Source organism: Desulfatibacillum alkenivorans DSM 16219 (assembly GCF_900142135.1).
GTDB lineage: Bacteria > Desulfobacterota > Desulfobacteria > Desulfobacterales > Desulfatibacillaceae > Desulfatibacillum > Desulfatibacillum alkenivorans.
Genome location: NZ_FQZU01000033.1, coordinates 26,414 through 51,702, shown reverse-complemented (window position 1 = coordinate 51,702; position 25,289 = coordinate 26,414). Strand labels below are relative to the sequence as shown.

23 protein-coding genes are annotated in these 25,289 nt (G+C 54.8%); 4 read left to right on the top strand and 19 right to left on the bottom strand.

All coding sequences use genetic code 11. The features are described from left to right. Positions 1–8: 8 nt before the first annotated feature. The 10 genes from BUE18_RS20715 to BUE18_RS20670 all read right to left on the bottom strand — a co-directional run bounded on the left by BUE18_RS20715 (position 9) and on the right by BUE18_RS20670 (position 12,508). Positions 9–1,862 (bottom strand): aldehyde ferredoxin oxidoreductase family protein, encoded by a 1,854-nt coding sequence (locus BUE18_RS20715; protein WP_073478089.1) that lies wholly within the window; start codon positions 1,860–1,862, stop codon positions 9–11. Continuing rightward, complete coding sequence (locus BUE18_RS20710) at positions 1,855–2,307, bottom strand: 4Fe-4S dicluster domain-containing protein (RefSeq protein WP_073478088.1); 453 nt, start codon at positions 2,305–2,307, stop codon at positions 1,855–1,857. The genes BUE18_RS20715 and BUE18_RS20710 overlap by 8 nt, the downstream gene beginning before the upstream one ends. Positions 2,308–2,322: 15 nt before the next feature. Further along, complete coding sequence (locus BUE18_RS20705) at positions 2,323–3,543, bottom strand: ABC transporter substrate-binding protein (protein ID WP_073478087.1); 1,221 nt, start codon at positions 3,541–3,543, stop codon at positions 2,323–2,325. 52 nt (positions 3,544–3,595) lie between these two features. Then, positions 3,596–4,573, bottom strand: coding sequence for a branched-chain amino acid ABC transporter permease (locus BUE18_RS20700; protein ID WP_073478086.1), 978 nt, complete (start codon positions 4,571–4,573; stop codon positions 3,596–3,598). A 4-nt stretch (positions 4,574–4,577) separates the two neighbouring features. Next, positions 4,578–5,453, bottom strand: a complete 876-nt coding sequence (locus BUE18_RS20695) for a branched-chain amino acid ABC transporter permease (RefSeq protein ID WP_073478085.1) — start codon at positions 5,451–5,453, stop codon at positions 4,578–4,580. Between the two features lie 42 nt (positions 5,454–5,495). Next, the gene (locus BUE18_RS20690) at positions 5,496–6,200 is read right to left on the bottom strand and encodes an ABC transporter ATP-binding protein (protein ID WP_073478084.1); all 705 of its coding nucleotides are present in this window, start codon (positions 6,198–6,200) and stop codon (positions 5,496–5,498) included. Further along, positions 6,184–6,903, bottom strand: a complete 720-nt coding sequence (locus BUE18_RS20685; protein ID WP_170868424.1) for an ABC transporter ATP-binding protein — start codon at positions 6,901–6,903, stop codon at positions 6,184–6,186. Before BUE18_RS20685 ends, BUE18_RS20690 begins: the two co-directional genes overlap by 17 nt. A gap of 43 nt (positions 6,904–6,946) precedes the next feature. Beyond that, a complete protein-coding gene (locus BUE18_RS28660) occupies positions 6,947–7,744 on the bottom strand; it encodes a FadR/GntR family transcriptional regulator (RefSeq protein WP_073478082.1) in 798 nt (265 codons plus the stop codon). An 825-nt stretch (positions 7,745–8,569) separates the two neighbouring features. Beyond that, complete coding sequence (locus tag BUE18_RS20675; protein ID WP_073478081.1) at positions 8,570–10,234, bottom strand: long-chain-fatty-acid--CoA ligase; 1,665 nt, start codon at positions 10,232–10,234, stop codon at positions 8,570–8,572. 48 nt (positions 10,235–10,282) lie between these two features. Next, on the bottom strand, positions 10,283–12,508 hold the full coding sequence (locus BUE18_RS20670; RefSeq protein ID WP_073478080.1) for a molybdopterin-dependent oxidoreductase: 2,226 nt from the start codon (positions 12,506–12,508) through the stop codon (positions 10,283–10,285). Between the two features lie 651 nt (positions 12,509–13,159). Here BUE18_RS20670 and BUE18_RS20665 point away from each other — a divergent pair. The 3 genes from BUE18_RS20665 (at position 13,160) to BUE18_RS20655 (ending at position 16,144) form a co-directional block, all read left to right on the top strand. Beyond that, positions 13,160–14,881, top strand: a complete 1,722-nt coding sequence (locus BUE18_RS20665) for an amidase (protein WP_073478109.1) — start codon at positions 13,160–13,162, stop codon at positions 14,879–14,881. A gap of 32 nt (positions 14,882–14,913) precedes the next feature. Beyond that, positions 14,914–15,423 carry an IS1096 element passenger TnpR family protein gene (locus BUE18_RS20660; protein ID WP_073478079.1) on the top strand — a complete coding sequence of 170 codons (510 nt, stop codon included), beginning with the start codon at positions 14,914–14,916 and terminating at the stop codon, positions 15,421–15,423. Between the two features lie 82 nt (positions 15,424–15,505). After that, entirely contained in the window at positions 15,506–16,144 is a 639-nt protein-coding gene (locus BUE18_RS20655; protein WP_073478078.1) for a macro domain-containing protein, read from the top strand. A gap of 49 nt (positions 16,145–16,193) precedes the next feature. On the opposite strand, the gene BUE18_RS20650 is transcribed toward BUE18_RS20655, so the two are convergent. Next, positions 16,194–17,813 (bottom strand): metallophosphoesterase, encoded by a 1,620-nt coding sequence (locus BUE18_RS20650; RefSeq protein ID WP_073478077.1) that lies wholly within the window; start codon positions 17,811–17,813, stop codon positions 16,194–16,196. Positions 17,814–18,132: 319 nt separating this feature from the next. On the opposite strand from BUE18_RS20650, the gene BUE18_RS20645 reads away from it, so the two are divergent. After that, the gene (locus BUE18_RS20645; protein ID WP_073478076.1) at positions 18,133–18,732 is read left to right on the top strand and encodes a flavodoxin family protein; all 600 of its coding nucleotides are present in this window, start codon (positions 18,133–18,135) and stop codon (positions 18,730–18,732) included. A 372-nt stretch (positions 18,733–19,104) separates the two neighbouring features. Here BUE18_RS20645 and BUE18_RS27635 read toward each other — a convergent pair whose 3' ends face one another. The 8 genes from BUE18_RS27635 to acsC all read right to left on the bottom strand — a co-directional run bounded on the left by BUE18_RS27635 (position 19,105) and on the right by acsC (position 25,251). Further along, entirely contained in the window at positions 19,105–19,284 is a 180-nt protein-coding gene (locus BUE18_RS27635; RefSeq protein ID WP_139264829.1) for a hypothetical protein, read from the bottom strand. Beyond that, positions 19,259–19,642: a hypothetical protein gene (locus BUE18_RS20640; protein WP_073478075.1), complete on the bottom strand. Its 384-nt coding sequence runs from the start codon at positions 19,640–19,642 to the stop codon at positions 19,259–19,261. Before BUE18_RS20640 ends, BUE18_RS27635 begins: the two co-directional genes overlap by 26 nt. A 43-nt stretch (positions 19,643–19,685) precedes the next feature. Further along, positions 19,686–20,228, bottom strand: coding sequence for a carboxymuconolactone decarboxylase family protein (locus BUE18_RS20635; protein ID WP_073478074.1), 543 nt, complete (start codon positions 20,226–20,228; stop codon positions 19,686–19,688). Between the two features lie 36 nt (positions 20,229–20,264). After that, positions 20,265–21,269, bottom strand: a complete 1,005-nt coding sequence (gene thiL / locus BUE18_RS20630) for a thiamine-phosphate kinase (RefSeq protein WP_073478073.1) — start codon at positions 21,267–21,269, stop codon at positions 20,265–20,267. A gap of 114 nt (positions 21,270–21,383) precedes the next feature. After that, the gene (gene thiM, locus BUE18_RS20625) at positions 21,384–22,190 is read right to left on the bottom strand and encodes a hydroxyethylthiazole kinase (protein WP_073478072.1); all 807 of its coding nucleotides are present in this window, start codon (positions 22,188–22,190) and stop codon (positions 21,384–21,386) included. A gap of 25 nt (positions 22,191–22,215) precedes the next feature. Continuing rightward, on the bottom strand, positions 22,216–22,830 hold the full coding sequence (locus BUE18_RS20620; RefSeq protein WP_073478071.1) for a DUF3786 domain-containing protein: 615 nt from the start codon (positions 22,828–22,830) through the stop codon (positions 22,216–22,218). A gap of 186 nt (positions 22,831–23,016) precedes the next feature. After that, the gene (locus BUE18_RS20615) at positions 23,017–23,898 is read right to left on the bottom strand and encodes a dihydropteroate synthase (protein ID WP_073478070.1); all 882 of its coding nucleotides are present in this window, start codon (positions 23,896–23,898) and stop codon (positions 23,017–23,019) included. Positions 23,899–23,910: 12 nt separating this feature from the next. Beyond that, entirely contained in the window at positions 23,911–25,251 is a 1,341-nt protein-coding gene (gene acsC, locus BUE18_RS20610) for an acetyl-CoA decarbonylase/synthase complex subunit gamma (protein WP_073478069.1), read from the bottom strand. Positions 25,252–25,289 lie beyond the last annotated feature (38 nt).

Genomic DNA, 25,289 nt, shown 5'->3' with positions numbered 1-25,289 from the left:
TTTCAGGCCTAAGGCCTTTCCATAAAAACCGGCGCCTTGTCCAGGTCCAGTTTTTGTAATGTCTTTTTTTCAGGACGGCCTTCTTCGTCCCAGCCTCGTGTTTTATAATAATCCCGGCGCATATAATCCATGTCGGCCTCGCTCACGCAATGTCCTTTGTGAGGGCCGTCGGGAAGGACTTGTTTGACGAAACGCTTTGGCAGCGTATCGTCCTTTGCCAAAAAGCCTTCCCGGACATTGAACAGCCGGGTTTGATTCCAAATTCGTTCGCCCAGAAGGTCAAAATAATCTTCGTCAACCTGTCTGCCGGTTGCCGCTGACAGCATGGCCGCGAAGCTTTCGGGGGAGACGCCGCATTGGCTGAAGTCGCATTTGACCAGGGCGTCAGTCCCTGCAAGGTAATTCTGCAACTCGATCAGAATGCCGGCGCGGCCTTTGGTTTGATACATCTCCACAGGCACGCCGTTGTATTCGTCGCCTACATCGTAGCCGATCATAAACCCCCGCTGATGGCATCCGCCGCGATCGGCGGTCATGTAGGCCAACCCCATGCCGGGCGTACCTCGCGGCCCCCAGGCCGGGCATTCCAGGCCCTTGACGTGCATGGCGTAGTCCATGGTCTGCTTGCCCAGAACGGCGCTTGCCCGTTTGACCCCCTGGGAAAGCAGCCTGCCCAGGTCCTCTTCCTGAAAGGCCATGGACCTGATCAGGTATTCCGCGCCTTGGACGTTTCCAAAGGCCAGGGTAATGCCTTCGGGCGCTTCAATGACGCCTTTTTCGGCAGCTTCAAACGCAAAACCGATGACGCCGCCGGCGCTCATGCTGTCCAGACCGTATTCGTCGCAGAGCTTGGTCAGGTGGGCCACGGCCCTGGGATCGTGGATGTCCAGGTTGGAGCCTAGCAAAGCCGCGGATTCGTATTCCACAATATCCGTAATGAAATTGGAGTATTTGCCGGTGCGGACCGCTCCCATCTGGCTGCAACGAATGGGGCAGCCAAAGCATGCGGCTTTGCCTAAAAACAGGTGCTTCTTCTGCCCCTCGTCGCCTATCTTGTCGGCCTGGGGGTCGGATTGGGTGTAGTAGTTTTTGTACGGTAGAGTTCCGATTTCGTTGGACCAGGGCACGGCCGAACTTGTGCCTCCGTCCGTGTAAACGGCGCATTCCGTGCTCAGGGAGATTTCCTCGCAGGCGCCCTGGCAGGCCTTGTCAAAGGCTTCCGGATCGTGCACTTTAACCAACCGGCTTCCTTTGATAGCCACGGCCTTGAGGTTTTTGGAGCCCATGACCGCCCCGGCCCCTCCCCTGCCCGCCTGGCGGTTGTATTCGCAACAGATGAGTGCAAACAGAACCTGGTTCTCGCCCGCCTGGCCGATGGTGGCCAGCATGGCTTCGGGCTCTTTGATTTCGTCTTTGATGAGGGCGTTGGCCTCCAAGGCGCTCGTCCCCCAGATATCGCCTGCGGGCCGGATTTCCACCTGATCGTCGTTGATCCAAAGGTAAACCGGTTTGGGGGCCTTGCCGAAAATAATGATGCCGTCGTATCCCGCGTACTTGATTTCAGGCCCCAGCCTGCCGCCGAAAAAGGAATCCAGATAGGTTCCCGTAAGCGGCGACTTGGTGACGGCGCAGGCCCGCATGCTTGGAGCGGCCGTGGCAGTCAGAGGCCCGGGAAAGAACATAAGCGCGTTTTCAGGCGACAATGCGTCCACGCCTTTGGGAACGAGGTCGTAAAGCAGTTTGGCGCCGAATCCCTTGCCTCCCACAAACTGATCCTTTAACCATTGCGGCGTGGGAACCGGGCGGGAGGCCTCATTGGTCAGATCCACAAGCAGGAATTTTCCCATATAGGAATCAGCCATTGGGCGCCTCCTCTTCCCGGTCCGGGACCATGCGCCAGGCCAGTTCCAAAGCGCCTGTGGGGCAGACTTTCACGCAGGCGGGATCGCCGCCGCACAAGTCGCACTTGACCGATTTTTTCAGGTCCGGATCCACGCCCGCCATTTCAATGGGGCAATACTTATGGCACAGGTTGCAGCCCACGCATTTTTCGTGGTCCACCACCAGGGCGCGGGTTTCGGGATCGCGGCTGATGGCCTTGACCGGGCAGACGTTGGCGCAATAGGCGTTTTCGCATTGATTGCAAACCGTGGGAAAGTGGTAGAGATTCTCCGTCTTGTGGGTAATGCGGAGCAACGCCCTGTGCGGGTTGTAGCCCCCCAAGAGGCGCTGGGAGCAGGCCAGTTGGCAGAGGCTGCAACCCGTGCACAGGTCAAAGTTAGTCTTGATAAAAAAGGTTTTGGCCATATACCGATAAAATTCCTATTTACACCACCTGGGCGTCTGGAATTTGAAGTCCTTGTAGGGCTTGACCGGAGGATCGGTGAAGATGGTCACCAACTCGCCGCCCTGCACCTGATAATGTCCGATGGGCACATCCCCGCCAGCGCGCATGACGTTGCTCTCATCCCATTTCCACCAGCCGGTTTCGCCTTTGTAGCCCTTGGTGGAGATGTACTTGCATACGGCTGCGTGGTCTTTTGCGTCGCCCACTGCTTCCACGGCTGCAGCCCAGGCTTTGACGCCGCTATAGGCCGCCCAGGAGCCGGCCTGAGGCTGATGGCCCCAGATTTTCTTGAAGTTTTCCACCCAGGCCTGTGCTTCAGGCGTCGGCGCGATGGGGGTGGGCATGGCCGTGGGAACTTCGCCGATGATGCCGTCGGCTTCCGTGCCCATGGTCTGGACCACTTCCCTGGGGACGATGGAGTAGCCGTAGCTCAGGATGGATTTTGTCGGGGATTCCATGAACTGGCGGAAAAAGGTGATGACTTCCTGGGCGCTGACGATTTCCAAATGAATGATAGCGGGTTTGGCTTTGCGAATCCGGGTGAGGATAGGTCCCCATTCACGGGTGCCGTAAGGCACTTCTTCGTGCAGGGCCACTTTCCAGCCTTCCTTCTTGAAGTTTTTGGCCAGGGTTTCGCCCACGCCGGTTCCCCAGGCGTCGTCCGCGGTGATGATGGCGACTTTCTTGTTGGGGTATTCGTAAGGCAAAGCCATCAAAACCCGGAACATGCTGGAAGCCTGGTTGATGTCCGTATCCGTAAGCTGATAGATGTTGGAGTATTTCTTGGGATCCTGGTTGAATACGTCCACTGCGGACTGGGAGCCGTCGTCAGCGAAGAAAGGAGCGGTATACTTGCCGTAGGCGCGCACGTCCTGGCCCCAACCGGCCCATCCCGCATGCACGGAATCGACTTTCATTTTGCCGCACAGATAGTCGGCGCCCTGCATAACCCTTTCCGGGGCGAATTCCTGGGTGTCGAACCGCACGGGCTCGAGCTGCTTGCCCAACAGCCCCCCGGACGCATTGATTTCGTCGATGGCAATCTTGATGCCCTTCCAGTAATTGTCTCCGGTGTCCGTGTAGGCGCCCGTCATAGCCAGGGGCACGCCCACCTTAATGGTGTCTGCGGCCATGGCCGGAACGGCCAACGCCAAGGCTGCCGTAATCGTCAGAATCAAACTTACCAGCTTTTTCAATGGAACCTCCTTGGTTATAATTAGTGTTGCGGTGAAGAGGACAGACGTCCTGTCAAGCCTCCGCTTCCCGGGTTTTGCGTTTTCCGCCAAAAATGCGGCGTAAAAGGCCGATCACTCCGTCGGGCAGCAAAAGCACCAGGACCACCACCAGCCCCCCCAGGATCAAAGGCCTGTATGGCCCAAGAGGAGACAGCATTTCGTTTAGTGTAACCGTGACTATGGCGCCCAGAATAGCGCCGGGAAACTGCCCTATTCCGCCGATGACCAGCATGATCATGAGGGTGACGAACAGGTCTATGCCCAGCATTCTTGTGGACAGCATGCCCACGTAATGGGCGTAAAAGCCGCCCACCATGCCGGTGAGGAAACTGGTCAGGGCGAACACGGCCAGCTTGTATTTGAAGGCGCTGACTCCCAGGCTGGCGGAAAAATCCTCGCTATCCTTCAGCGCCAGAAAGGCCGTGCCCCAAAAGGAGCGGATGACCATGAGGATAATCACGGAGCAAATCACGGCCAGAACCAGGGTCAGATAAAACACCGCCACTTTGTTGTCCGGCGTGAATGCGTATCCGAAAATATTAATGGGCGGTATGGTCAGGATGCCCCGGGAGCCGCCCGTGCCGATGGCCCGGCCCATGTGTCCCTTCAGGAAAGGTTCCAGGATCATGTGCACGGCGAAGGTCACCAAAGCCACGTAGGCGCCTTTCAGGCGCAAACACGGCAGACCGACCAGGACGCCCAGTATTGCTGCTATGCCGCCCGCGATGAATATGGAAAAAAACGGCGGAATGCCGAACTTGTTGGATACGATAGCCGAGGCGTAAGCCCCGATCACGAAAAAAGCCACCTGGCCGAAGCTGAAAATGCCCGCAAAACCCATGATCAGATCCCAGCACGAGGCCACCACGGCCCAGATCAGAATCATGATCAGGATGTGCATCATGTAATCCACGCCGCCGACAAATAGAGGCATAATCGCCAGCCCGCCGTATATTATGGCCATAAGGCCGCCCATGCGCTGCCAACTCATAATACTACCCCCATTTGCCCATCAGCCCCTGGGGCCTGACCGCCAGGGTGGCTAAAAGAACTGCAAACAATGCAAAAAGAACCCAGGTCATGCCGAACCAATAGCCCACAAAGGCTTCCAGCATGCCCAGGATGAAGGCGGCGTACAGGCCGCCCTGGATGGAGCCCATGCCGCCGAAAGCGGTGATGACCCAGGACTTAACCAGGATGTCCCATCCTCCGGTGGGGGAGACGAAATATTTCTGGGCCAGCAAGACCCCGCCCGCGCCCACCATCACCGTGGAAATGGCGAAGGTGGCGGCGAAAACGCGGTCCTTGGGGATGCCCACAATCCGGGCGCCTTCCGGGTTCTGGGCCACGGCCCGAACCGCCATGCCGATGCGGGTGTTATTGAGAATCCAGCGAAAAGCCAGAATGCCGCTGACCGACAGCACCAGGATGACGATGTCCTGATAGGAAATCACGATATCCCCGAGATCCCAAACCCCATCCACGATGGGCGGCAGGGACTTCATCCGGGATCCGAAAGCCACCTGGTAGAAATTGTCCATGAACAAGGCCAGGCCCAGGGTGATCATCATGACTTTGATTTCCCAGTCAGAGCGGCTTCGTAAAGGCGCGACAATGAGCTTTTCCGTCACGTAGCCGAAGGCCATGAGCAGCGGCAGGGCGATGATGAACACCGAGATGTATCCGCCCCATATTCCGATGCCGGCCAAAAGCACCCAGGCCAGGTATCCGCCCAGACTGTAAAAGGAGCCGTAGGCGAAGTTAAAGGCCTTGGACACGCCGTAGACCAGGGTGAGGCCCACGGCCATGAGGGCGTAGACCGAGCCGTTGGTCAGCCCGCTTATGAATACGTCCGCATATTCGATAAGCATTTTAGGCCCTTGCTTTCATTTTATAAAATGACGTTTTCATCATTACATCCCCAAGAAAATTTCCTTTAAATGTTCGTTTTCCCCGGCTTCCTGGGCCGTGCCTTCAAAGGTGATCCGGCCTTCCTCCAGCATGTAAATGCGGTCGGCAAGCTCAGCAATCTGGGGAATATTCTGCTCCACCAACAGGATGGATTTGCCCTGCTTGTTGATTTCTTTAATAATATTGAAGACTTCCACCCGTAAATTGGGCTGGAGCCCCAGGGATGGCTCGTCAATGCACATAAAGTCCGCGTTGCTCATGAGCCCCCGGGCGATGGCCAGCATGCGGGCTTCGCCGCCGCTCAGGGTGCTGGCAAGCTGTTTTTTCCGCTCTTCCAGCCTGGGAAAAAGCTCCAGAACCTTGGCCAGGTTTTTCTTTTCAAACGGCCGGGCGTTTTTGGAATAGGCGCCCAGCTTGAGGTTTTCCAGCACGCTCATTTCGGGAAACAATTCCCGGTTTTCCGCAATATAAATGACGCCGTCATTGACCAGCTTTTCCGCGGGCCTGCCTGTTATGTCCCGGCCCTTGTAGGAGATGGCGCCCTGCACCTGATCCACCAACCCGCAGATGGATTTCAGCAAGGTGCTTTTGCCGTGGCCGTTGGGGCCCAGGATTGCCGCCACCTCCTGCTCCCGGACGTGGATGGAGACGTCGTGAAGCACGTGAAACTGGCCGTAAAAGGCGTTAAGTTCAGTTGTCTGAAGCATAGGCGTCCCCCAGGTAGCATTCCACCACCTGCTCATTGCTGGTGACCTTTTCAGGATCTCCGCTGGCGATTTTTGCACCGGACTCGATGATGAGCAGGGTTTCCGTCAACTCGGTCAACACCTTCATAAAATGCTCGATGATGATGATGGTGACGCCCATTTCCTCGTTAATCCGGCGGATAAAATCCATCAGTTCCTGGATTTCATGGGCGTTGGAGCCCGCCATGGGCTCGTCCAGCATAAGGAGTTTGGGCCGGGTGGCCAGGGCGGCGCCCATCATGAGCTTTTTTTTGCCCAAAAGGTCCAGGGCGCCGGTGTTACGGGAGCGCTCCTCTTCGAAATCCAGGAAATGCAGCAAAAAATCCACGTATTCGGAATCAAAGCCCTTGTCGTCCCCAAAGCGCGAGCCCACGCTCAACGCCTCCTCCACAGTGAGGGAGGGAAATGTGCGGGGGACCTGAAAGGTGCGGGCTATGCCCATTTTTGCTATTTGGTGGGGCTTCTTGCCGGCGATGTTTTTTCCGTTGAAAAGGAGCTTGCCCTCAAAGGGGTAAAATCCGGTGATGAGGTTGTATACGGTGGATTTTCCTGCGCCGTTGGGGCCGGCGATGCCGAAAATCTGGTTTTCGTCCACCTTGAAGCTCAAGTCGTTGACGGCAACCAGTTCCCCAAATTTTTTGGTGAGATGGATTGCTTCTAGCACAATATACCTTCCTCGCCCGGTTTAACGGGCTGACGCCCTATTCTTAGGGCCCGGGGATGTCGGGCGTGGACGCCCAAAAATCCGCGTCCTGTCCCTCGGCCCTCTGGTTGTCTTCCTGGACTTCCCTATCCTCCAGGCATTTTTGCAGCATGACGTAATGGTACCCTATATAAGACAACGCCTTTAGGGGCTCGTTGTCGGCAATGGCCTGGGCGGTCTCCCGCCAGTTGCCCGCCGTCCTGGAGCGGTACTCGTCGTCTTCATACAAAACCGCATCATGGGAGCTTAACCCCAACTGCACGGCCCGCATAATCCATTCAAAAACCGGATTCTTGGTCATCCTGGCCAGCCTGATGTTCAGCCTCCGGTCCAGTTCATGGACCGCATCCATGTCCGGATCATCCTTGTTGAGAAGGTTTCCCAGTTGGATGGCGCCCTCCAGAAGCTCTTGCTTCTCTGCGGCTTCGGCTCTGGTGATGGCCAGGGTAGTGATGGTCCGGTCCATGCTTTCGCGGAACTCAATCAAGGATTGGGCGCTGATGCGTTGGAGCTTGAGGAACAAGCCCAACGATTCGCTGGCGTTATGTAGCTCCGCCTCTTTAATGAAGGCGCCGCCCTTGGCGCCTTTCTTGATTTCAATGAGCCCTTTTTGCTTGAGCGCCCGAAGGGCCTCCCGCACCACGCCCCGGCTGGCGCCGAACTGGACGTGCAAATCCCGTTCGCTGGGCAGGCGTTCTCCGGGTTTCACCCGGCCGTCCATGATGGCCGCTTCAATTTGCAAGGCTACGTCTTCGCCGGCCCTGCCCACCCTGACGGGGGAGAACATGGGGTTTTCATTCATAAATTCGGGTTCCTATCGGTAGAACCATTTATCCCAAAAGGTCCTACATTTAAAAAAGACCAAATTCTCGAAAACAACTTTGCCATGGAAAAATATAACTTGTATTTTATTGAAGTTATACCCGCACGGCAAGACATTTTCACACAAGAACGGAGAAAGCCTCCTCCTGAATGGTCCTGCCATTCAACACTGACACAAGACCGGCGCCTTGTCAAGTCGCCTTGACAGAAAGGCTTGCCAGACGAGTATTATTTTAATATTATGTATTAAAACGGATAATTAACGAGTAAATTGGACGGTAGTTTCGTGGTTTTTTAATGGTCGGACCGAAAAAATATTCAAAGACCCAAAAAACCCGCTCCCCAATATAGGAAAGCGGGTTTTTTATATATGGCGCTATTGCGGCACTTGCCGGGACGCCGCGGAAAGGTTTTTTAACGGGTTGACGTCATTCAAGCAAATTGAAAGCCACTTTTGAACAAGCAACACTCGAAGCCCCACAGCGTTTTTAACAAGACGCTGGGTCCCCGTTTCCGGGAAGGCGTCATGATGATTGCTAAACAACCGCAATCATCCCGCCGCCTCCCTCCACGGGGATGACGGGGAGCGGAGGCGCTTGCAGCGAATTGGTTTTAAGGGCTTTTCCTGGTTGCAGCCTTTGTCGGCTATCCTCCCCAGAATTATTCATAACCCAAGGAGATCGTCATCCCCGCAAGGGCCGGTCCGATTTTCAGGATCGGCCCGCAAGCGGGGACCCAGTGTCGTTCAGAGTATGGTTTGATAGGATGCCTACTGGCTTCCTACATATTCAGGCGTAGCTCAGCCCTACTGATTCTTCTTGGCTTCGTGCTCGGCGCGAAGCACCTTGCGGAGCAGCTTGCCAACGGCGGACTTGGGCAGTTCCTCCCGGAATTCCACCATCTTGGGTTGCTTGTAAGGGGCCAGTTTTTCCTTGCTGAAGGCGATGATGTCCTGCTCGGTCAATTCCTGGCCTGGTTTGGGCACCACGTAGGCCTTGACGGTCTCGCCGCGGTATTCATCCGGGATGCCCACGGTCACGACTTCCGCCACCTTGGGATGGGTGGACAGGACTTCGTCGATTTCCCGGGGATAGATGTTGTATCCGCCGGCGATGATCATGTCCTTGGTGCGGTCCACGATGGAGAGGTAGCCTTCCTCGTCCTGGATGGCCACGTCGCCGGTGTGGAGCCAGCCGTCCTTAAGCTGTCCGGCGGTTTCCTCGGGGTTGTTCCAGTATTCCTTCATGACCACGGGGCCCTTGATCAAAAGCTCGCCCTTCTGGCCCGGACCCACTTCGGTAACGCCGTCTTCGGGGTCGATGAGCTTGATTTCCATGTTGGAAATGGGGATGCCCACGGAGCCGGGCTTGGTGGTCCCTTGGACCGGGGTGCCCAGGCCCACAGACGTTGTTTCGCTCATGCCCCAGCCTTCGGACATGTTCACGCCCAGGTCGCGGCCTTGTTCGAGCAGGCTCACCGCGATGGGAGCGCCGCCGCTGTTCAGGAAGGTGAACCGGCGGTCCAGCTCCAGTTCCTTGGCCTTGGGATGGTTCAGGATCGCGTTGATCATGGTGGGGACCGCGGGCAGGAACATGGGGTTTTCCATGAGGCCGATGATGCCCATGATTTCCTCGATGTCAAAGCGCGGAACCACAATCTGGGTGGCGCCGGTCATGATGGACATGTTCATGGCCACCACGTCTCCGTATACATGGAAGAAAGGCAGGACGGACAGGGTGTAGCGCTTGTCCACGGACAGCATTTCCCAGGCCGGATCGCACCAGAACTTAAGGTTGAAGCAGGCGGCGATCAGGTTGTTATGGGTCAGGACCGCGCCCTTGGGCAGGCCGGTGGTGCCGCCGGTAAACTGAATGAGGGCGGCGTCTTCGCCGTCGATCCGGGGCCTGTTGGGGGTTGTATCCGTGCAATCGGCCAGGAACCGGGAAAAATGGAACCATTCCTTTTCCAGCTTCAACTCTTCGGGCGTGCTCTGGGGCATGCCGTTGATGAAATCCGTAACCTTGGTGATGATGACCCGTTCGATATTCGCGGCTTTGGCCACTTCCTGGATCAGGGGCACAACCATATCAAAGGAAATGAGCGTGCTGACGCCGGTGTTGCTGCACAGGGCGGTCAATTCTTCCGGGGTGTACATGGGGTTCAGGTTGACCACGATGGCGCCCAGGCTCAAGGCTCCGTAATAGGCGATGATGTACTGGGGGCTGTTGGGCAGGTGCAGGCCCACCCGATCTCCCTTTTTAACGCCCGCATTTTTCAAGGCGTTTGCAAAACGGGAGGACATTCTTTTCAGTTCGATGAACGTGGTTTCGGTCCCGAAAAAAGAAGTCGCTACTTTATTGGGGCAGGAAAAAGCCGTCATGGACAAAATCTCATGGGCTCCAACCTTGGGATAGTTAATGAAAGCGGGTACGCCGGGATCATAACTTTTGTGCCAAAATTTTTCTTCCATCTTGCAGTCCTTTCCAAATCTGGGTCTTGGGGGATTTGGGAGGAGGCCCTAATCCAGGGCGCGCACCTCCACAGGTATACCATTCAGAACAGAATTGTTGGAGACCGGGTCAAAAGCCTGGTCGTCCGTCAAAAAGTTGCTGTTGATGCCTCCGTAGGCGCGCGCCGCCTTCATGCGGACGCCCGGAAGGTCGTGTCCCCAGCCGTGGGGCAGACTGACCACCCCTTGCCTGAGGTTCTCCGTTATCTCCACCGGGACGGTCAATTTGCCGACCCGGCTTTCTATCTCCGCCATGCCTCCCTGCTTGAGTCCGAGCCTATCCGCGTCCTGGGGATTGACCTGCAAGACGCTGCGCGGGGGGCCTTTCAGCAAAGAAGGTATGTTGGGCAGCCAGGAATTATTGGTGCGGATATGGCGCCGTCCAACCAGAACCATCTCATCCTGGGGGGAGGCCAGGGCCTGCGCCAGGCGTTCCACATCCTTGACCAAAACCTCCGGGGCCAGTTCCACCTTGGCCGAGGGAGTCTTTAATATCCCAGGCAAACGGGGCTCCAAATGCCCCAGGTCCAGGCCGTGGGGGTTTTCCAAAAGCGTCTCCAGGCTTAGCCCTTGGGGATTCAGGCCGAACCCGTCGCCGCGGCAGCCGGTCCTGAGCATAAAATCCAGCATGCGCTCCATGCCTTTGTATTGGCTCAAGGCCTGGAGGATTTCATCCTGCTTGCCGAAAAGCGGCGAACCTTCCCGCTTGCAGGCGCCGCCCACCATCATGGATATGATGAACTCGTCCATGGCCGCCGGATCCCCGGCCGCGCCCTGGCCGCTGAAAATCATGGCCAGCTTGTAAAGAATCTCCCATTTATCCAGTTCATTTTCCGGCTTGGGGATGACCGGCGGGGAGTAATTGGCGATATTGTGGACGGACAGGCCGTAAAAGCCGAAATCGTATTGTCCGGTGGACAATGGCCCGGTCGGAGGCAGAATCACGTTAGCGTGGCGGGTTGAAGCGGTTACGTACCAATCCACGGACACCATGAAATCCAGATTCTCCAGGCATCTTTCCATGCGGGCCGTATTGGGCAGGGCAATGACCGGGTTGGAAGCCACGGTGATGAGCGCCCGGATTTGCCCGTCGCCCGGAGTTTCCATCTCATCGCACAAGGTGCATACAGGGAGTTCGCCCATGACCTCGTGCAAGCCTTTCACCCGGCTTTTCCAACGGCCCAGACTCCACCCTTTGCCGCCCGCCTTGGTCTTTTTGGGCGCATGGGCCGGGGTGGCGAACATGGCGCCGCCGGGCTTGTCCAGGTTGCCGGTCAACGCATTGACCACGTCCACCAGCCAACTGGTGAGAGCGCCGAAAGGCACCGTGCAGGTTCCCATGCGGCCATATACCACGGCGGATTCGGCGGCGGCCAATTCCCGGGTCAGGCTGCGGATTTGATCCGCCGCCAGGCCGGTGCGGTCAGAGACGGCCTCGGGCGTAAAAGGCTGACACAAGACCTTGATTTCCTCCACGCCGTTCAAAACGTCGTCCAGGCCGCCCAGGTCCACCAGGTTTTCCTCAAATAAAACCCGAACCATGGCCATGAGCAAAAAGGCGTCTCCGCCGGGCTTAATGGCAAGATGCTCGTGCGCCAGTTCCGCTGTACGGGTCTTGATGGGGTCGATCACAATCAGTCGCCCGCCCCTGTCCTTGATATCCCGCAGCCTGCCCGGCCAGTTGGGGGCCGTGGCCAGGGAGCCGTTGGATTCCAGAGGATTTGCGCCCAGTATCAACAAAAAATGGGTGCGTTCAATGTCAGGAAGAGCAACGTTCGCCACAGACCCGAACATAAGCCCGCTGGAAACCTGCTTGGGAATTTGATCCACCGTGCTGGCGGAAAACATGTTCTTGCTGCCCAAAGCCTTGAGCATGGGGCGCAAGGCCAAAATCCCGGCCATGGTATGCACGCAAGGATTGCCAAGGTAGGCGCCCACTGCGTCGCGGCCGTATTTTTCCATCAGGGGCAAGAGCCCGGCTTCCACCGCTTCAAAGGCCTCCTGCCATGAAACTTCCACAAACTCGCCGTTCTTCTTCACCAAAGGACGGCGCAAGCGATCGGGATCATTATGCAATTCATGCAACGCCGCGCCCTTTGGGCACAGGTATCCTTTGGAAAACACGTCCTGTTTGTCTCCGCGAACCTTGACGGCGACGCCGTCCTTCACATCGATTTCCAGCCCGCAAGTCGCCTCGCAGAGAGGGCACGTCCTGATAGCGGTGTATTCGCTCATGAAGCCTTCCTTTCCTTTGCCGCCTGCAATTCAAGTGCGTGTTTAACGCTGGCGCCAATTCAGGCAAATCGTTTTGGGGGATTCGAATTATGGCGTTTTTCCGGCCCCGCCGCCGTCCAAACGGTCTCAAGAGGGAAGGTGAATTATACTGAACGGTATATTTATGTCAACCGAATAATTCGGCTGACAAAGGACCTGTTCCATTTCAGACGGACTTAAATTAATCCCCCGCCAGCCTGCTGAAATGATTTATAGCGTTGAGCTATACTATATAAAATTCTTAGTCAGAGGGGGGGAAAAGGTCAAGGCAAAATATTCATTGGCTATACGGTCCCGATTTCGGATTGACCGGGATTTTTAAAAGGTGTTGAAATTATGCGGTATCATAAGGCGAGTTCTTGAAGGCCTTGGCAATTCATAAAATCCGGCGTTACGATTCTAATTTACCGATAGAGGAAAACGGCAATATTCCAAAGAATAACCTCTTCCTGGCCGTTTTTTCAGCGGCAAAATCTTAACTTGAAAAATTGGGAGTAAGTTTAGGCTAATATTCTGAAATCAAAGGAATATCAAAAGGAGGCCTGGACATTGGGAGCCAAAGGGGTTATAGGAAAAGGCAAATTTTCATTTTTTTCTTCCAGGGGGCTCGCCATGAAGCCTGACAACGTCGCAAGTAAAGGAGTGAATCGCCGCTGTTTTCTAGCTGTGTGCTCGGGTTTGGGGCTTGCCTCTACAGGCTTGCCTGCTGCTTTGGCGGCGGTGGCGCCGGACGGAGAAGCCGTTACATTATCAATGATGGAACAAGCCGAAGCCCTGGCGGGGTTGTCCTTTACGGTTGAGGAGCGCCGGGAGATCGTTGAACGGCTGAGTTATCAAAGAAAAATTTTCAAGGCTCTCAGGGAATTGCGATTGGGCAACCAGACGCCCTATTCTCTGCAGTTTAATCCCCTGCCGATTGGCCAAGGGCTTCCCAATATAAAAGAGGACGCCTCCCCTGCCTCGGCGCCCCGTGTTACAGACATCAAAAGCATTGAAGACGCGGCGTTTTTGCCGGCGTCTGAATTATCGGTCCTGTTGGCTAAGCAAAAAATTTCTTCCCTGGACCTTACCAGGATGTATCTGGCCCGCCTTAAAAAGCACGATCCCACTTTAAAATGCGTTGTAACCCTGACCGAGGATCTGGCCATGGAACAGGCGAAGCGGGCGGACGGCGAAATAGCAGCCGGGAAACATCGCGGGCCTTTGCACGGAGTTCCCTGGGGCGTGAAGGACTTGTTTGCAACCAAAGGGATTCCCACCTCATGGGGCATGGAGGCGTTCAAGGATCGGATCATCCATGAAAACGCGGCTGCGGTGGAACGGCTGGAAAAGGCGGGCGCCGTGCTTGTGGCCAAGCTGTCTTTGGGCGAGCTTGCCACCGGAGATCGCTGGTTCGGAGGCAGAACCCGCAATCCATGGAACCCGAAAACCGGATCGGGAGGCTCCTCGGCGGGTTCAGCAAGCGCCGTCGCCGCCGGCCTGGTCGGGTTCGCTCTCGGCACGGAAACCAACAACTCCCTGGTGGGGCCGGCCATGGTTTGCGGCAATACGGGACTGCGTCCCACCTTCGGCAGGGTCAGCCGCTACGGCGTCATGACCGTGGCCTGGAGCTTCGATAAAATCGGCCCTTTGTGCCGCTCAGCGGAAGACTGCGCATTGGTCTTAAACGCCATCGCCGGCCCTGACGACCGGGACCACTCCACAGTGGATCTGCCTTGCGGCTTTGATCGATGCCCGGACGTCAAAAACATGAAAGTCGGCTACGTCAGGGAACTGCTCAGCATGCCTCCCCAGAATCAATACATGGCGGATATTTTAGAAGCGCACAAGACCGCCCTGAACGCCATTGGGGATTTGGGGGCTCAACTGGTCCCCCTGCCGGCATTCGATCCTGGGCGGCTTGATAAACTGGTATATTCCGCATCCATATGCATGGCGGCGGAAGCCGCGGCAGCCCACGAGGACTTGATGCAGGATCTTGGCCCCGAGGCTTTTCAGCACAGCAACTGGCCGGAAAGGCTTCGGGCGGCCCGATTCATCCCCGCCGTGGAATACGTCCAGGCCAGCCGGGCCAGATCCGTGCTCATGCAGATGGTGGAGGACAAAATGGGCGGCGTGGACGTGTTGCTTGGCAGAATGACCGTTTCCTCCTTGCAAGGCAACCTGACAGGCCACCCGGAACTGGTCATGCCGTACGGCCAGAACGCCCAAGGCATACCTGTGAGCATCATCCTGACCGGAAATCTGTATGAGGAATCCAAGCTCATCGCCTTGGGCCGGGCGCTCCAGAACAACACGAGACATCATTTAGGGCGGCCCAGGGACTTTACATGACCGGTAATCAAAGAAAGACAGGAACAGCATCCATGCCGAACGACACTGCGCGAAAAGGGAGATGGGTCAAGACCGACCCTCGAATTTTTGTTTTGGATGTCTGCATTTTTCAAGGTCCCATGACCGAGGCATTCATGGAAAAGAATCCGTCCATTTGCCGAACCATTGAAATGCGCGGCGACCAGGCCTTGGAAGAACTGCACTTTGCCATTTTCAAGGCTTTCAACCGCAAGGAAGAGCATATGTACGAATTCCAGCTTAACGGAGAAGGGCCGATGGACCCCAAAGCCGACAGATACGTCCTGCCCACGGAGCACGACATGGACTATGGAGGCGGAAAACCGGCCGGAACCGTCCTCCAAGCCGTTGGCTCCCTGGACTTGAAAAAGGATGACATTTTCGGCTATTGGTTCGATTTTGGAGATGACTGGTTTCATCAAATCAATGTCCTGGAAATCAAACCCAAGCCGGGCCGCGGAAAATATCCAAGAATCACGGACCGGATCGGGGCAAGCCCGCCCCAGTACACGGATTGGGACTAGGCGTTTTGACGCAAGAGTAATGATTTTTTCGAGGGCTTATGCCCAACCTTCCTTTGCATAAATGCAATAATCTGGAGAAGTCATGCAAAAATTGACCCTTTGCGGATTAAATAATGAACTCGTCTCAGCATGGGAAGAACTCTGTGGAGACCTGGATTTTGTAGAAGTCTTTCAAGGCTCCATTCTCGACGTGGATTGCGACGCCGTGGTAAGCCCGGCCAATAGTTTCGGGTTTATGGACGGGGGAATCGACGCCCTTTACATGAAGCGCTTTGGCCCTGATTTGCAAATGACCGTGAGAAGGCAAATTTACGAGCATCATGCCGGTGAGCTTATTGTAGGAAATGCCGACATTGTTGAGACAGGCGCTTCTTACATTCCGTTTTTGATTATCGCCCCCACTATGCGAGTCCCCATGATCCTGAAAGACACAGTGCATCCCTATTTGGCGGCCAGAGCAACCTTTCTGTTGCTGCTTAAAGGGAGTTTTGTATCAGGAAATTTTCACGGCGAAAAGGTGTCCGATCATGTTAAATCGGTTGCCATTCCAGGCCTTGGCACAGGAGTCGGTCGCGTTTCCCCATTTATTTGTGCAAAACAGGTCAGGAAGGCTATTGATCACGCCTTTTTTGGACCTTGCAAGATGCCTGAATCCTGGGCGGAAGCCAGTGAGGAGCATCAATTGCTGTACTCGGACAAAGCCGCTGATCTACAATATTAACGATTTCTTTACCTAAGGGAGCTTTCGGAGCAGTTAACCCCTGAGACAATCAATGGGAAACAATTCCAAGAATTGCCAGGACTTCCTCCAAACCCAGCATGGCGTCTCCATTCACGTCCACGTCCACATCCAGATCAATGGCGTCTTCTTGTGGAAATCCGGAGAGAATCCGTAAAACAAGGATGGCGTCCGGGAGGTTGGTTCGGCCGTCGGAATTGACGTCGCAGGACCCCGAGTTGGAGCTTAGGGTAATGCTCACTTCGGAGGAAGCGGGAACAAAGGCCTCCACATACACGGTTTTTACGGCCCCTGCTATGGCAGCCTGGGTGATGGTTCCATAGGACGTTTGAATTTCCACGGCGCTGGCGGGCGTTAGGAATTTAACCAGGCAATGCTCCAAATCCAGGGAAAGGTTGTTGACTATGGTCGCGGTGTTGGAGTAGCGGGTCCCGTCGTTAGGCTGGGAGTAGGACAAGGTAAGATTTTGACCGGCGCTTCCTGCCTGGCATGTCTCCTGGGGAATCAATGCGCCGTCTTGCACTTTGATCAGTCTATAAGATCTTCCGCCGTCGCACACTTTGGCGGTGGCCAGGTTGAAGGGCCTGGCCGATTCGCTTCCGCTGTCGGCATGGATGTGACCCCACAAAGCGCCGTCCACGCCCAGGACTTCAAGATTTATCTGGCTGGAAAAATCATAATGATAAAACAGGACTTTACTGCTTTCGGAGGTTCCGCACTCCGTAATCAGCCAGTTCATCTGGGGGATTGTAAAGCTGAAATCGCCGAAAACGTCAGGCTGAAAGTTCTCGTAATTTTCATAGGCTTCCAGACCGATGAACTTCACGCCATTATATACAAACGAATAGTTTTGCGTCCGATAGGGATACAAGCCGTTGGGGTTTTTCAGGATATCCCACCCGAAAAAGCTGTACCAGTTGTTGCGGGCGGTTCCGTCGGGCGGCGGCGTGGCGTCCCATCCTCCGATGTCGTTGCTGCCGGAAACCAGATAAATGGGAACGTTCAACAGCTGCATGGCGTTTTTGGCAGCCGAAAAATAGCCCATGTTCTGAAAGTCCTCCAACTCGCCTTCATTGACAACATCCCCGGTATGGAGCACGAACTTCGGATTGATGATGTTGATATCGTCAATCACGGCTTCAAAATCATCCAGTTCGGTCATGTCGTTAAAATATCCGCTTTCGTAGGAATACCTGTGCGTAGTCAGGTGGGTGTCGGTAATATGAATGAAACACCATGAGGCGCCTGTTTCAGGCTCAATCCGGACCGCATTGACGGCCGTGTCAGCCTCTACTCCGCCAGCCAGCACAACCAGGTCGAACAATTCATAAAAATCCGGGGTCGGCGTCTGCACTGTCAGGATGTGCCAGCCCGTCGTCTCGTCATAAACGCTTTGCGTAACAGGCAGGTCAATGGAGTACTCTTGGTATTGCAAAAAAGCCTGCCAGCCTGTGGTTTCCTCGGGCGCAGACGCCCGGATTTCAAAAGATTGTCCCGGAAAGGTCAATTGCGGGATGGAGTGGATGGGGCGTTGGATGACGGTCAGTTTGTCTCCCGGGACAAAATTCCCCCTGCATTCAGAAGCGCAGTACGAGCCCCAAAAAAATGCAACAAATAGCAGGCACAAAAATTTTCCGGCAAAACAGCGCATGAAACAAAATTTCCCTCGATAAGCATGGGGACCTAACTCAAGATTGAAACGCCCCTGAATACTTAAGTATAGAGCGGTTTTTTTTACAAGCAGTATATTTCTTGTTTGAATTCAGCAAGGAGACCAATCGCTTAGAAAACCTATAAATCATGTTAAAATACAATATGTTATAAATAAGTAAACCAATGAGTGCATTTTTACCTGTCCGGACTTGCCAAGCTGGAAATCCTGGCTATTTTGTACATAAGCGCTTTGGGGAGGGATGCACGCAAACGGCGTCTGCCGATAAAAACAACCCAACTAGACAGGAGCTAATACTATGTACGCATTGGCCGTGAACGGAAGCCCCAGAAGAAGCGGAAATACGGAAACCCTTTTAAAACACGCCCTAACGCCTTTGGATGCCGCTGGCTGGGAAACGGAGTTGGTTCAACTGGGAGGAAGGCCTATCCGGGGCTGCATGGCTTGCGAAAAATGCGGTCAAAGGCAAAATCTTCGATGCGTTTTCGAGGACGACGTTTTTAACGATATCATGGAGAAAATGCTCAAGGCCGACGCCATTATTTTAGGCTCCCCCACTTATTTCACGGACGTTTCCGCCGAAATGAAAGCACTGATCGACCGGTCGGGTTACGTGGCCCTGGCCAACGGCGGCGCATTCGCCGGAAAGATCGGCGCGGCGGTTGTCGCCGTCAGAAGAGCCGGCGCGGTGCATGTATACGACACCATCAACCACATGTATCTCATGAACCGCATGATCGTTCCCGGCTCCATTTATTGGAATTTGGGCCTGGGCCTGGAGAAAGGCGACGTAAAATCCGACGAGGAAGGCCTTTGGAACATGAAGAACCTGGGGGAAACCATTGCCTGGCTGGGCGCAGCCATGAAACCCAATATGGAGAGTTTTCCCAAGTTTTAATTGGATTTTAAACCCATTTGTTGGGTTTCGCGAGATAAAGTGAGCGCTTTATAAAGCGTAGTATAAGGCGCTTTTTTCCATGGCTAATAAAAGGCTTAACAACGCTCTACCCAACCTACGATTTATCTGAAAAGACAGTAGGTTGGGTAGAGTTAGCACGGATCTCAAAAGGCTGTTTGGGTGAATCTGTTCTTTAGGAAAATCAAAACCCGGAAGGATTCCAACGAAACCCAACATAAAGCGTATGACCGGCAGAAGATCCTAAATCCAAGCAGGGCAAGCCCTGGAACTACATTGCGCCTACAAGCCGCCCGGTTTTAAATCATTTTTTTAGAGACAGGAGGCCCCCGTGCCTGGCATTTGTTGGGCGAATCAAGCTATACGGCCATTTTTTCTCCTGCGGATTTCATCTATAGCATCCAAAGCTGGATGAACATTTCCCGCTCGAATTTGCTGGTTCCCCAACTCAAGAATTCTTAATAAGGCCTGGGTTTCTGGTGGATACCCATCAAGGAGTATATTTTGCTTATCGGACGTTACCTTGTCCTTCATTTTCATCCTCCGAGTAAACGCTCTTTGGAAAAATAACGGGTATGCTAAAGCGTATTTTACTCACATTGCTTTCTTCATTAGCTCCTTCAACCTTACCCGAGATTCCTACATCCAAAACCTGAATTCCCGCCTTGCCTGAACCTTGTACCTTGTTCCCCGCACTAACAGCTATTTCAAATTCAACAGCTTGGGCGATTCTTGAGGTCTTTTTATGCTTAGCAACTGCCATTTCAATTTTTTTGTAATCCAACCCTGTGGGGTTCACTTGACCACCCAGGCTCTTGTATTTTTCTTGCGCCTTTTTAATTCCAGAAGCTATATCCACAAGAGCATTTTCTATGAAATCATCCAATTTCATGTTCTATCCTCCGTAGCTGTCCATGTAAGTTGAGTTAACCGATCTAATCCTCCCGTTTCACACCGGGCTCAAGTTCGACCCCCAGGGACTCCAGGATGCGGGAGACGGCGCCGTAATAGGCGATGGTCAGGGTAAGCTCCACGGCCACGCGATCGCCGAACAGGTCTTTAATCCGGGCGAATTTCTCGTCTGAGGCCCGGATGTTCAGGTTCACGTCGTCCGTGTAATCCAGGATGGCTTTCTCTTCATCAGTAAATATCGTGGAATTTTTCCAATCTTTGACCGCCTGGATTTGCTCGTCCGTCACCCCAACTTGTTTGCCGATGCGCACATGCTGGGTAAATTCGTAATGAGCCTTGTTGACGTACCCTATGCGGAGAATGGCAAGCTCCCGCAAGATGGGATCCAAGTCGCCTTTGGTAAGGATTGCCGTGCCCAGGCGCAGAAAATCCCGGCCCATTTTGGGGCTGTGAGCCACGGCCTTAAACAGATTGAGGACGGGGAATCCGCCTTTTTCGGTTCTCTCGTAGAGTTCCTGCATGATGGGGTCTGCCTGGTCTTTTTCCAACAGGGGAATGCGGGCCATGGGTCCTCCTTATAATTTTGAAAGTGGAAATTCTGCTTAAAAATGCGTCCAACCAGTGGATTTGGGATTCCAGGCGGAGCCGCCGGCGTCCAGAATTCGAACCTTGGGGTCGCCCTCTTCCATCCGGCCGATGATGGTCATGGAAAAACCGGCCTTTTTTAAAACTTCTTGGACGGCCGGCTGATTTTCTTCCGAAAATGTGAATAGCAGTTCGTAGTCCTCGCCTCCGAACAAGGCGTATTCCAAAGGATTCTTGCCGCAGGCTTTTCCGGCCTCCATGCAGGCCCGGGACACAGGAACTTTTTCCGCCCACAAAACCGCACCCAGATTGGACTCCTCGCAAATATGCCCTAAATCCTGGGCGGCGCCATCGCTCACGTCGCAAGCAGCGTTAATCAGGCCGGAAGCGGATAAAACGAGCCCGAACTCCACCCTTGGTGCGGGAGTAAAGTGGGCTTTAAGGACCGACTTTCGAACCTCTTCGGCCACCCGGACCTCGGGCGCCAGAAGCAGGGCCAGGCCTGCTGCGGAATCCCCCAAAGGACCGCTTACCGCCGCCAGGTCCCCGGGCTTTGCATTGGATCGATAAAGCGCCCTGCCCTTTTCCACCTGTCCTAATAACGTGATGTCTATGAAAATGCGCTCCGGGCAGTTGGCCATGTTGCCGCCAATGATGGAAGCGCCGAAACGGTCGCACTCCTTTTTGAAACCTTGATACAAACCGTCCACAAAGGAAACCGGCGTGGTTTTCGGCATGCCCAAGGAAACAAGCATGAATGTGGGCTGGGCGCCCATGGCGGCGATATCGCTGATGTTGATGGCGGCGGCTTTGCGGCCGATTTGCTCCGGAGTCATGGATTCCGGGAGGAAGTGCACGCCCTCCACCTGGGCGTCGCAGGTGATGGCAATCTCCCAGCCGGGAGGGCCTTCAAACACGGCGGCGTCGTCGCCTATGCCTTTAACAAGCCCGGCTGCCGGAGTTTTAAGATGTTCGGCGATGCGGCGAATGAGTCCGAACTCGCCCAATTGGGATATGTCCATGGACCGCCTCCACCAGGAGTTCATGTGAAACGTATGGAAATGAAAACAGCTGCGGGCAGACGCGGGGCCTGCCCCTATACTACTTACAATACATTAACAGGCCGATGCATGGAATCAGGAAACTTCCCTTACTCTGCCGCCCTTTTCGATTTGCTCGGCGTTGAGATTGTACAGGGCGTCGTAAAAAGCGGCCTTAAAGCTGGCGGGCCCTTTGGCCTGGGGCGCTGCGATTTCCGCAGCCAGGCCGTAGCACATGAGCGCGCAGGCCGCGGCAGTGACCGGAATTCGTTCCACGGCGGAAAAAGCAGCGACCGCCGTGGTGGAGCTGCATCCGGTGCCCGTCAGTGTGGTCAGCCACTCGTGGCCGTTATCCACCAACACGGTGCGGGTTCCATCAGAGATGACGTCCTCCTTGCCGGTGATGGATACCGTGCAATGCTGCCTGCCCGCCAAAGCCTTGGCGACTTCCACGGCGTCTCCGCCGGCGGACACGGACTCCACGCCTTTAACTTCGCCGCCCAGGCCGGCCAGGATGGAAACCTCGCCCAGGTTGCCGCGAATGACGGAAACGGAAAGCTCTTCCAGCAAACGGTGGCAGGTTTCGGTGCGGTACGACGTGGCGCCGGCGCCTACCGGATCCAATATGATGGGAATGCCCTTGTCGTTGGCGGTCTTGCCGGCTTTGAACATGGCCTCGATCCAATGCTTGGACAAGGTGCCGATATTTATAACCAAAGCGCCGGCGATGGAAGTCATTTCCTCCATTTCCTCTACGGCGTGAGCCATGACGGGAAGCGCGCCGATGTGCAGAGTCACGTTAGCGGTGTCGTTCATCACCACCAGATTGGTGATGTGATGGACCAGAGGCTTGGAATTCCTGACCATGTCGAGAATTTTGGCGCCGTGTGCGTTCCAGTTCATATTTTCTCCTTTGGAAGATAAATAATTATCTGGCAAGGGCCATAAGGCGATAGACGATCATGCCCGCCAGCCAGGCAAGGTCTTCGGGAGACAGAATGTCCCCGGCGCTGCTGTCAAACAGGATATTGGCTTCCGACGGAAACTCGTCATCGCCCACATACAGGATCATGCGGACCGGAACCCGGGGAAATGGTTTGAACTCATATCCGGCGTCGCCGAAATCCAATTCCGAGGCTTCCAAAATCTGTGCGCCTTTATCCAGGCCTTCCAGGTTATGCTCGAAGACGTTTTTAAGGGGGTCGATAGCCCTTTTGCAAAAGGCGGAAAAATAGAAGGTCGCTCCTGGGATTTCGCGATAAGCCACCCAGTCGTCGGAAGGCTGGGCGGTTTTATCGCCCATCATATAATGCAGGATGAGCACCTGCTCCTGAATGGGGACTTCCTTTTCCGGGTCGTCCTGATCCGTAAAATCGAAGGAAGGGAAAACCATTTTATAGGTTCTGTTCAAAAAGGGGACTGTGAGGGTATTTTCAGCAGGGCTTTGAAAACCGGAGCTTGCGGCCAGATCTTCAAAGGATTCCTTGCTTAATGATTCCACGGCGATTTTCTTTGCATTAAAATAATCGTCGACACGCGCCATAACGCACCTCCTGGAGCGGCCAAGCCGCCGCCGTTTTTCAATATATTAAAGCCGGAACCGCCTTATTTTAGGCGAAAACCCGTTGCAATGCCTCCCAGGCAGCCTGGGACGCATTGCAGCAGGGCCTAAAAAAAGAAAGGCCCCTCCCCCGCAAGGAGGGAAGGGCCTTGATTGAGCATGGTTCGATTATATTTCGAGCCAGGAGTCGGAGTACAGGGACTCGCCAAGGATGACCTTGGTGGTCTTCACGTAGTCCTGGAGCTCCTTGGACAGGCTGCCCATATCGGGAGCATTGCCGTCCATGACCGCGTAGATCACGTCTACGATGTCCTGACGTTTGCCCTTGGCGATGTCAGTGAGCAGGGTGTCCCTGGGGTCGGAAATAACGGATTCCATACCATGTTTCTGAAGCATGACCATGTAGGTCTGATTCAGGATGGGACGCAGATTGTCCGGGGGGCCGTTGGAGATGTTGGACAGGCCGCAGGTGCTGCGTGCGCCGGGCGCCATATCCGGAATCATAGCCTGGAAATTCATGAGGCTGATAGCCTGGGGCTGCTGAATGTTCACAGGAGTTACAATACCGTCCACCCAGATTTTTTCGTTGGGAATGCCAGCTTCATTGGCGAAGTAAAGAAGCTCAACGCACAGGGCCGCACGTTCGTTCTCGTCCCTGGGAAGTCCGTCGGGACCCCACATAAGGGCGATGAAGTCAGCATTGTGTTCCACAGCCAGAGGCACCATTTTTTCGTAGCGCTCGGGCCGGGCCATGATGGAGTTGATGATGGGGGTCAGCTTGCAGACGGGCAGAGCCGCAGCAATAGCATCGATGTTGGAGGTATCCAGAACCAGCGGAACATCGTCCACAACTTCCTGAACCATTTCAACAACCCAAGGCATCAGTTCATGGCCGTCTTTCTTAGCAGGACCCAAGTTGATGTCAATGTAGTCCATACCGGCTTCTTTTTGAAATACGGCTTCTTCTTGGATAGGGCCCTTGTCCCTTTCCTTGAAAGCCTTGCCGATTTTTTTGGAAATAACATTCAAGCTTTCGCCAATGAGTAACATAATCGCCTCCCTTTACCTATTTTTTAAGAAGCCCGGAATATGAGCTGCTTCGCGGGGGCCGACAGTGATGGTCCAGCCCGGCAGTTCTTCTTCCACATCGCCGGCGATTGCGGCAGCGTATCCCGGAATGATGAGTTCTTGATGCTTGACCTTGTCCATGATACCGCATTTTTTCACGAACATGCCCACATCGTCGCCAGCAAATTTTCCGGCGGCCCAAGCAGTCAGAACGGACAGGCCTTCGGAGTCCTTGATCAGCAGCCAGCAAGGCACCTTGGATCCTTCGATTTCGCCGGAGACGATGAAGTAGGTCAGTGCAAAGTTGGTGGTGACCAGGATGGGGGAATTCTCGTCGGGATTGTTGATCTCGTAGATTCCCTCGGTAACGGTCATAGGACGTTGCGGATCGGTGAAGATGTTCAACCTTTCCAGCAGCAAGGGGAAGATGCTTTCGCCCTTGAGTTCGCTCAAAACGACCATTCCGCCGTATTTGGCGATGAAAGTGGCGGCGAACATGGTTTCCACGGCCAGGTTGTCAGCCATTTCGCAGGGGAAGGTGATCGTGGGGAAGCCCAGGCTCCGGTTGCCGGATTTGAGTGCGGCCCTGCGGATAACCACCTGATCTTCGAAGGCCTGCTTGATTTCCCGTGCGCCGGAATCGATGACGATGTCCTTGATGCCCATGCCGGTCAGCTTGTCAGTCAGAGCGATCAGGGCTTCCACGCCGTCAGCCTTCACGCCGATGGGCAGGCCCATATCTTTGGCCAGAGCGCCCATGGCGTCTACGTTGTCTGCATTAGCGCCGCAGAGCAGAGGCCTCTTGGCGGCGCAGGCTTCGGCGCCAGCCTTCATCACGTCGGCATTCTCGGTGAGAAGGACAACGCAGAATTCGGAAGTCTCGGCGATGGTCTTGGCTACTTTCGCGAAAGCAGCGGCGTCGCCGTTGACGTCTTTAACAGCCAGGTATTCGGGGCGCAGGTTCAAACCAACGCGCTCATACTGGAATGCATTGTATTCCTTGAGCATTTTTTCCAGGTCGGCGTCGGCGATATCCGAAGCAACCAGGGCGCCCAGGGCTGTGGGATTATAAAAGGTCTTTTCGTGACGATACAGGACTGTTTCACCGCCCACGGTAAAAGCGCGGACGCCGTTACCAATTTTGACAGGCCTGATGGGGGGAGCAGAGGCTTCCGCCAATTGTTCCCGGGCTTCGTCGGAAACGTAAGGGCACTGGTCCAGTTCCGCCTTTCCGGATGCCAGGTTCATGGCAAAGGCAAGACATGTGGGGACGCCGCATTCCTTACAGTTTGTTTTCGGAAGCAGTTTGAAAATCTGAATTCCGGTTAATGCCATTTTAGTCTCCTTTTTCTATCATAGAAACGGCTTGGCTG

What these genes read in the sequence shown, in the direction of transcription:
- BUE18_RS20715 (WP_073478089.1), bottom strand. Translation starts at nt 1,862, where the DNA reads ATGGCTGATTCCTATATGGGAAAATTCCTGCTTGTGGATCTGACCAAT.
- BUE18_RS20710 (WP_073478088.1), bottom strand. Translation starts at nt 2,307, where the DNA reads ATGGCCAAAACCTTTTTTATCAAGACTAACTTTGACCTGTGCACGGGT.
- BUE18_RS20700 (WP_073478086.1), bottom strand. Translation starts at nt 4,573, where the DNA reads ATGAGTTGGCAGCGCATGGGCGGCCTTATGGCCATAATATACGGCGGG.
- BUE18_RS20695 (WP_073478085.1), bottom strand. Translation starts at nt 5,453, where the DNA reads ATGCTTATCGAATATGCGGACGTATTCATAAGCGGGCTGACCAACGGC.
- BUE18_RS20690 (WP_073478084.1), bottom strand. Translation starts at nt 6,200, where the DNA reads ATGCTTCAGACAACTGAACTTAACGCCTTTTACGGCCAGTTTCACGTG.
- BUE18_RS28660 (WP_073478082.1), bottom strand. Translation starts at nt 7,744, where the DNA reads ATGAATGAAAACCCCATGTTCTCCCCCGTCAGGGTGGGCAGGGCCGGC.
- BUE18_RS20675 (WP_073478081.1), bottom strand. Translation starts at nt 10,234, where the DNA reads ATGGAAGAAAAATTTTGGCACAAAAGTTATGATCCCGGCGTACCCGCT.
- BUE18_RS20670 (WP_073478080.1), bottom strand. Translation starts at nt 12,508, where the DNA reads ATGAGCGAATACACCGCTATCAGGACGTGCCCTCTCTGCGAGGCGACT.
- BUE18_RS20665 (WP_073478109.1), top strand. Translation starts at nt 13,160, where the DNA reads ATGAAGCCTGACAACGTCGCAAGTAAAGGAGTGAATCGCCGCTGTTTT.
- BUE18_RS20660 (WP_073478079.1), top strand. Translation starts at nt 14,914, where the DNA reads ATGCCGAACGACACTGCGCGAAAAGGGAGATGGGTCAAGACCGACCCT.
- BUE18_RS20655 (WP_073478078.1), top strand. Translation starts at nt 15,506, where the DNA reads ATGCAAAAATTGACCCTTTGCGGATTAAATAATGAACTCGTCTCAGCA.
- BUE18_RS20650 (WP_073478077.1), bottom strand. Translation starts at nt 17,813, where the DNA reads ATGCGCTGTTTTGCCGGAAAATTTTTGTGCCTGCTATTTGTTGCATTT.
- BUE18_RS20645 (WP_073478076.1), top strand. Translation starts at nt 18,133, where the DNA reads ATGTACGCATTGGCCGTGAACGGAAGCCCCAGAAGAAGCGGAAATACG.
- BUE18_RS27635 (WP_139264829.1), bottom strand. Translation starts at nt 19,284, where the DNA reads ATGAAGGACAAGGTAACGTCCGATAAGCAAAATATACTCCTTGATGGG.
- BUE18_RS20640 (WP_073478075.1), bottom strand. Translation starts at nt 19,642, where the DNA reads ATGAAATTGGATGATTTCATAGAAAATGCTCTTGTGGATATAGCTTCT.
- BUE18_RS20635 (WP_073478074.1), bottom strand. Translation starts at nt 20,228, where the DNA reads ATGGCCCGCATTCCCCTGTTGGAAAAAGACCAGGCAGACCCCATCATG.
- thiL (WP_073478073.1), bottom strand. Translation starts at nt 21,269, where the DNA reads ATGGACATATCCCAATTGGGCGAGTTCGGACTCATTCGCCGCATCGCC.
- thiM (WP_073478072.1), bottom strand. Translation starts at nt 22,190, where the DNA reads ATGAACTGGAACGCACACGGCGCCAAAATTCTCGACATGGTCAGGAAT.
- BUE18_RS20620 (WP_073478071.1), bottom strand. Translation starts at nt 22,830, where the DNA reads ATGGCGCGTGTCGACGATTATTTTAATGCAAAGAAAATCGCCGTGGAA.
- BUE18_RS20615 (WP_073478070.1), bottom strand. Translation starts at nt 23,898, where the DNA reads ATGTTACTCATTGGCGAAAGCTTGAATGTTATTTCCAAAAAAATCGGC.
- acsC (WP_073478069.1), bottom strand. Translation starts at nt 25,251, where the DNA reads ATGGCATTAACCGGAATTCAGATTTTCAAACTGCTTCCGAAAACAAAC.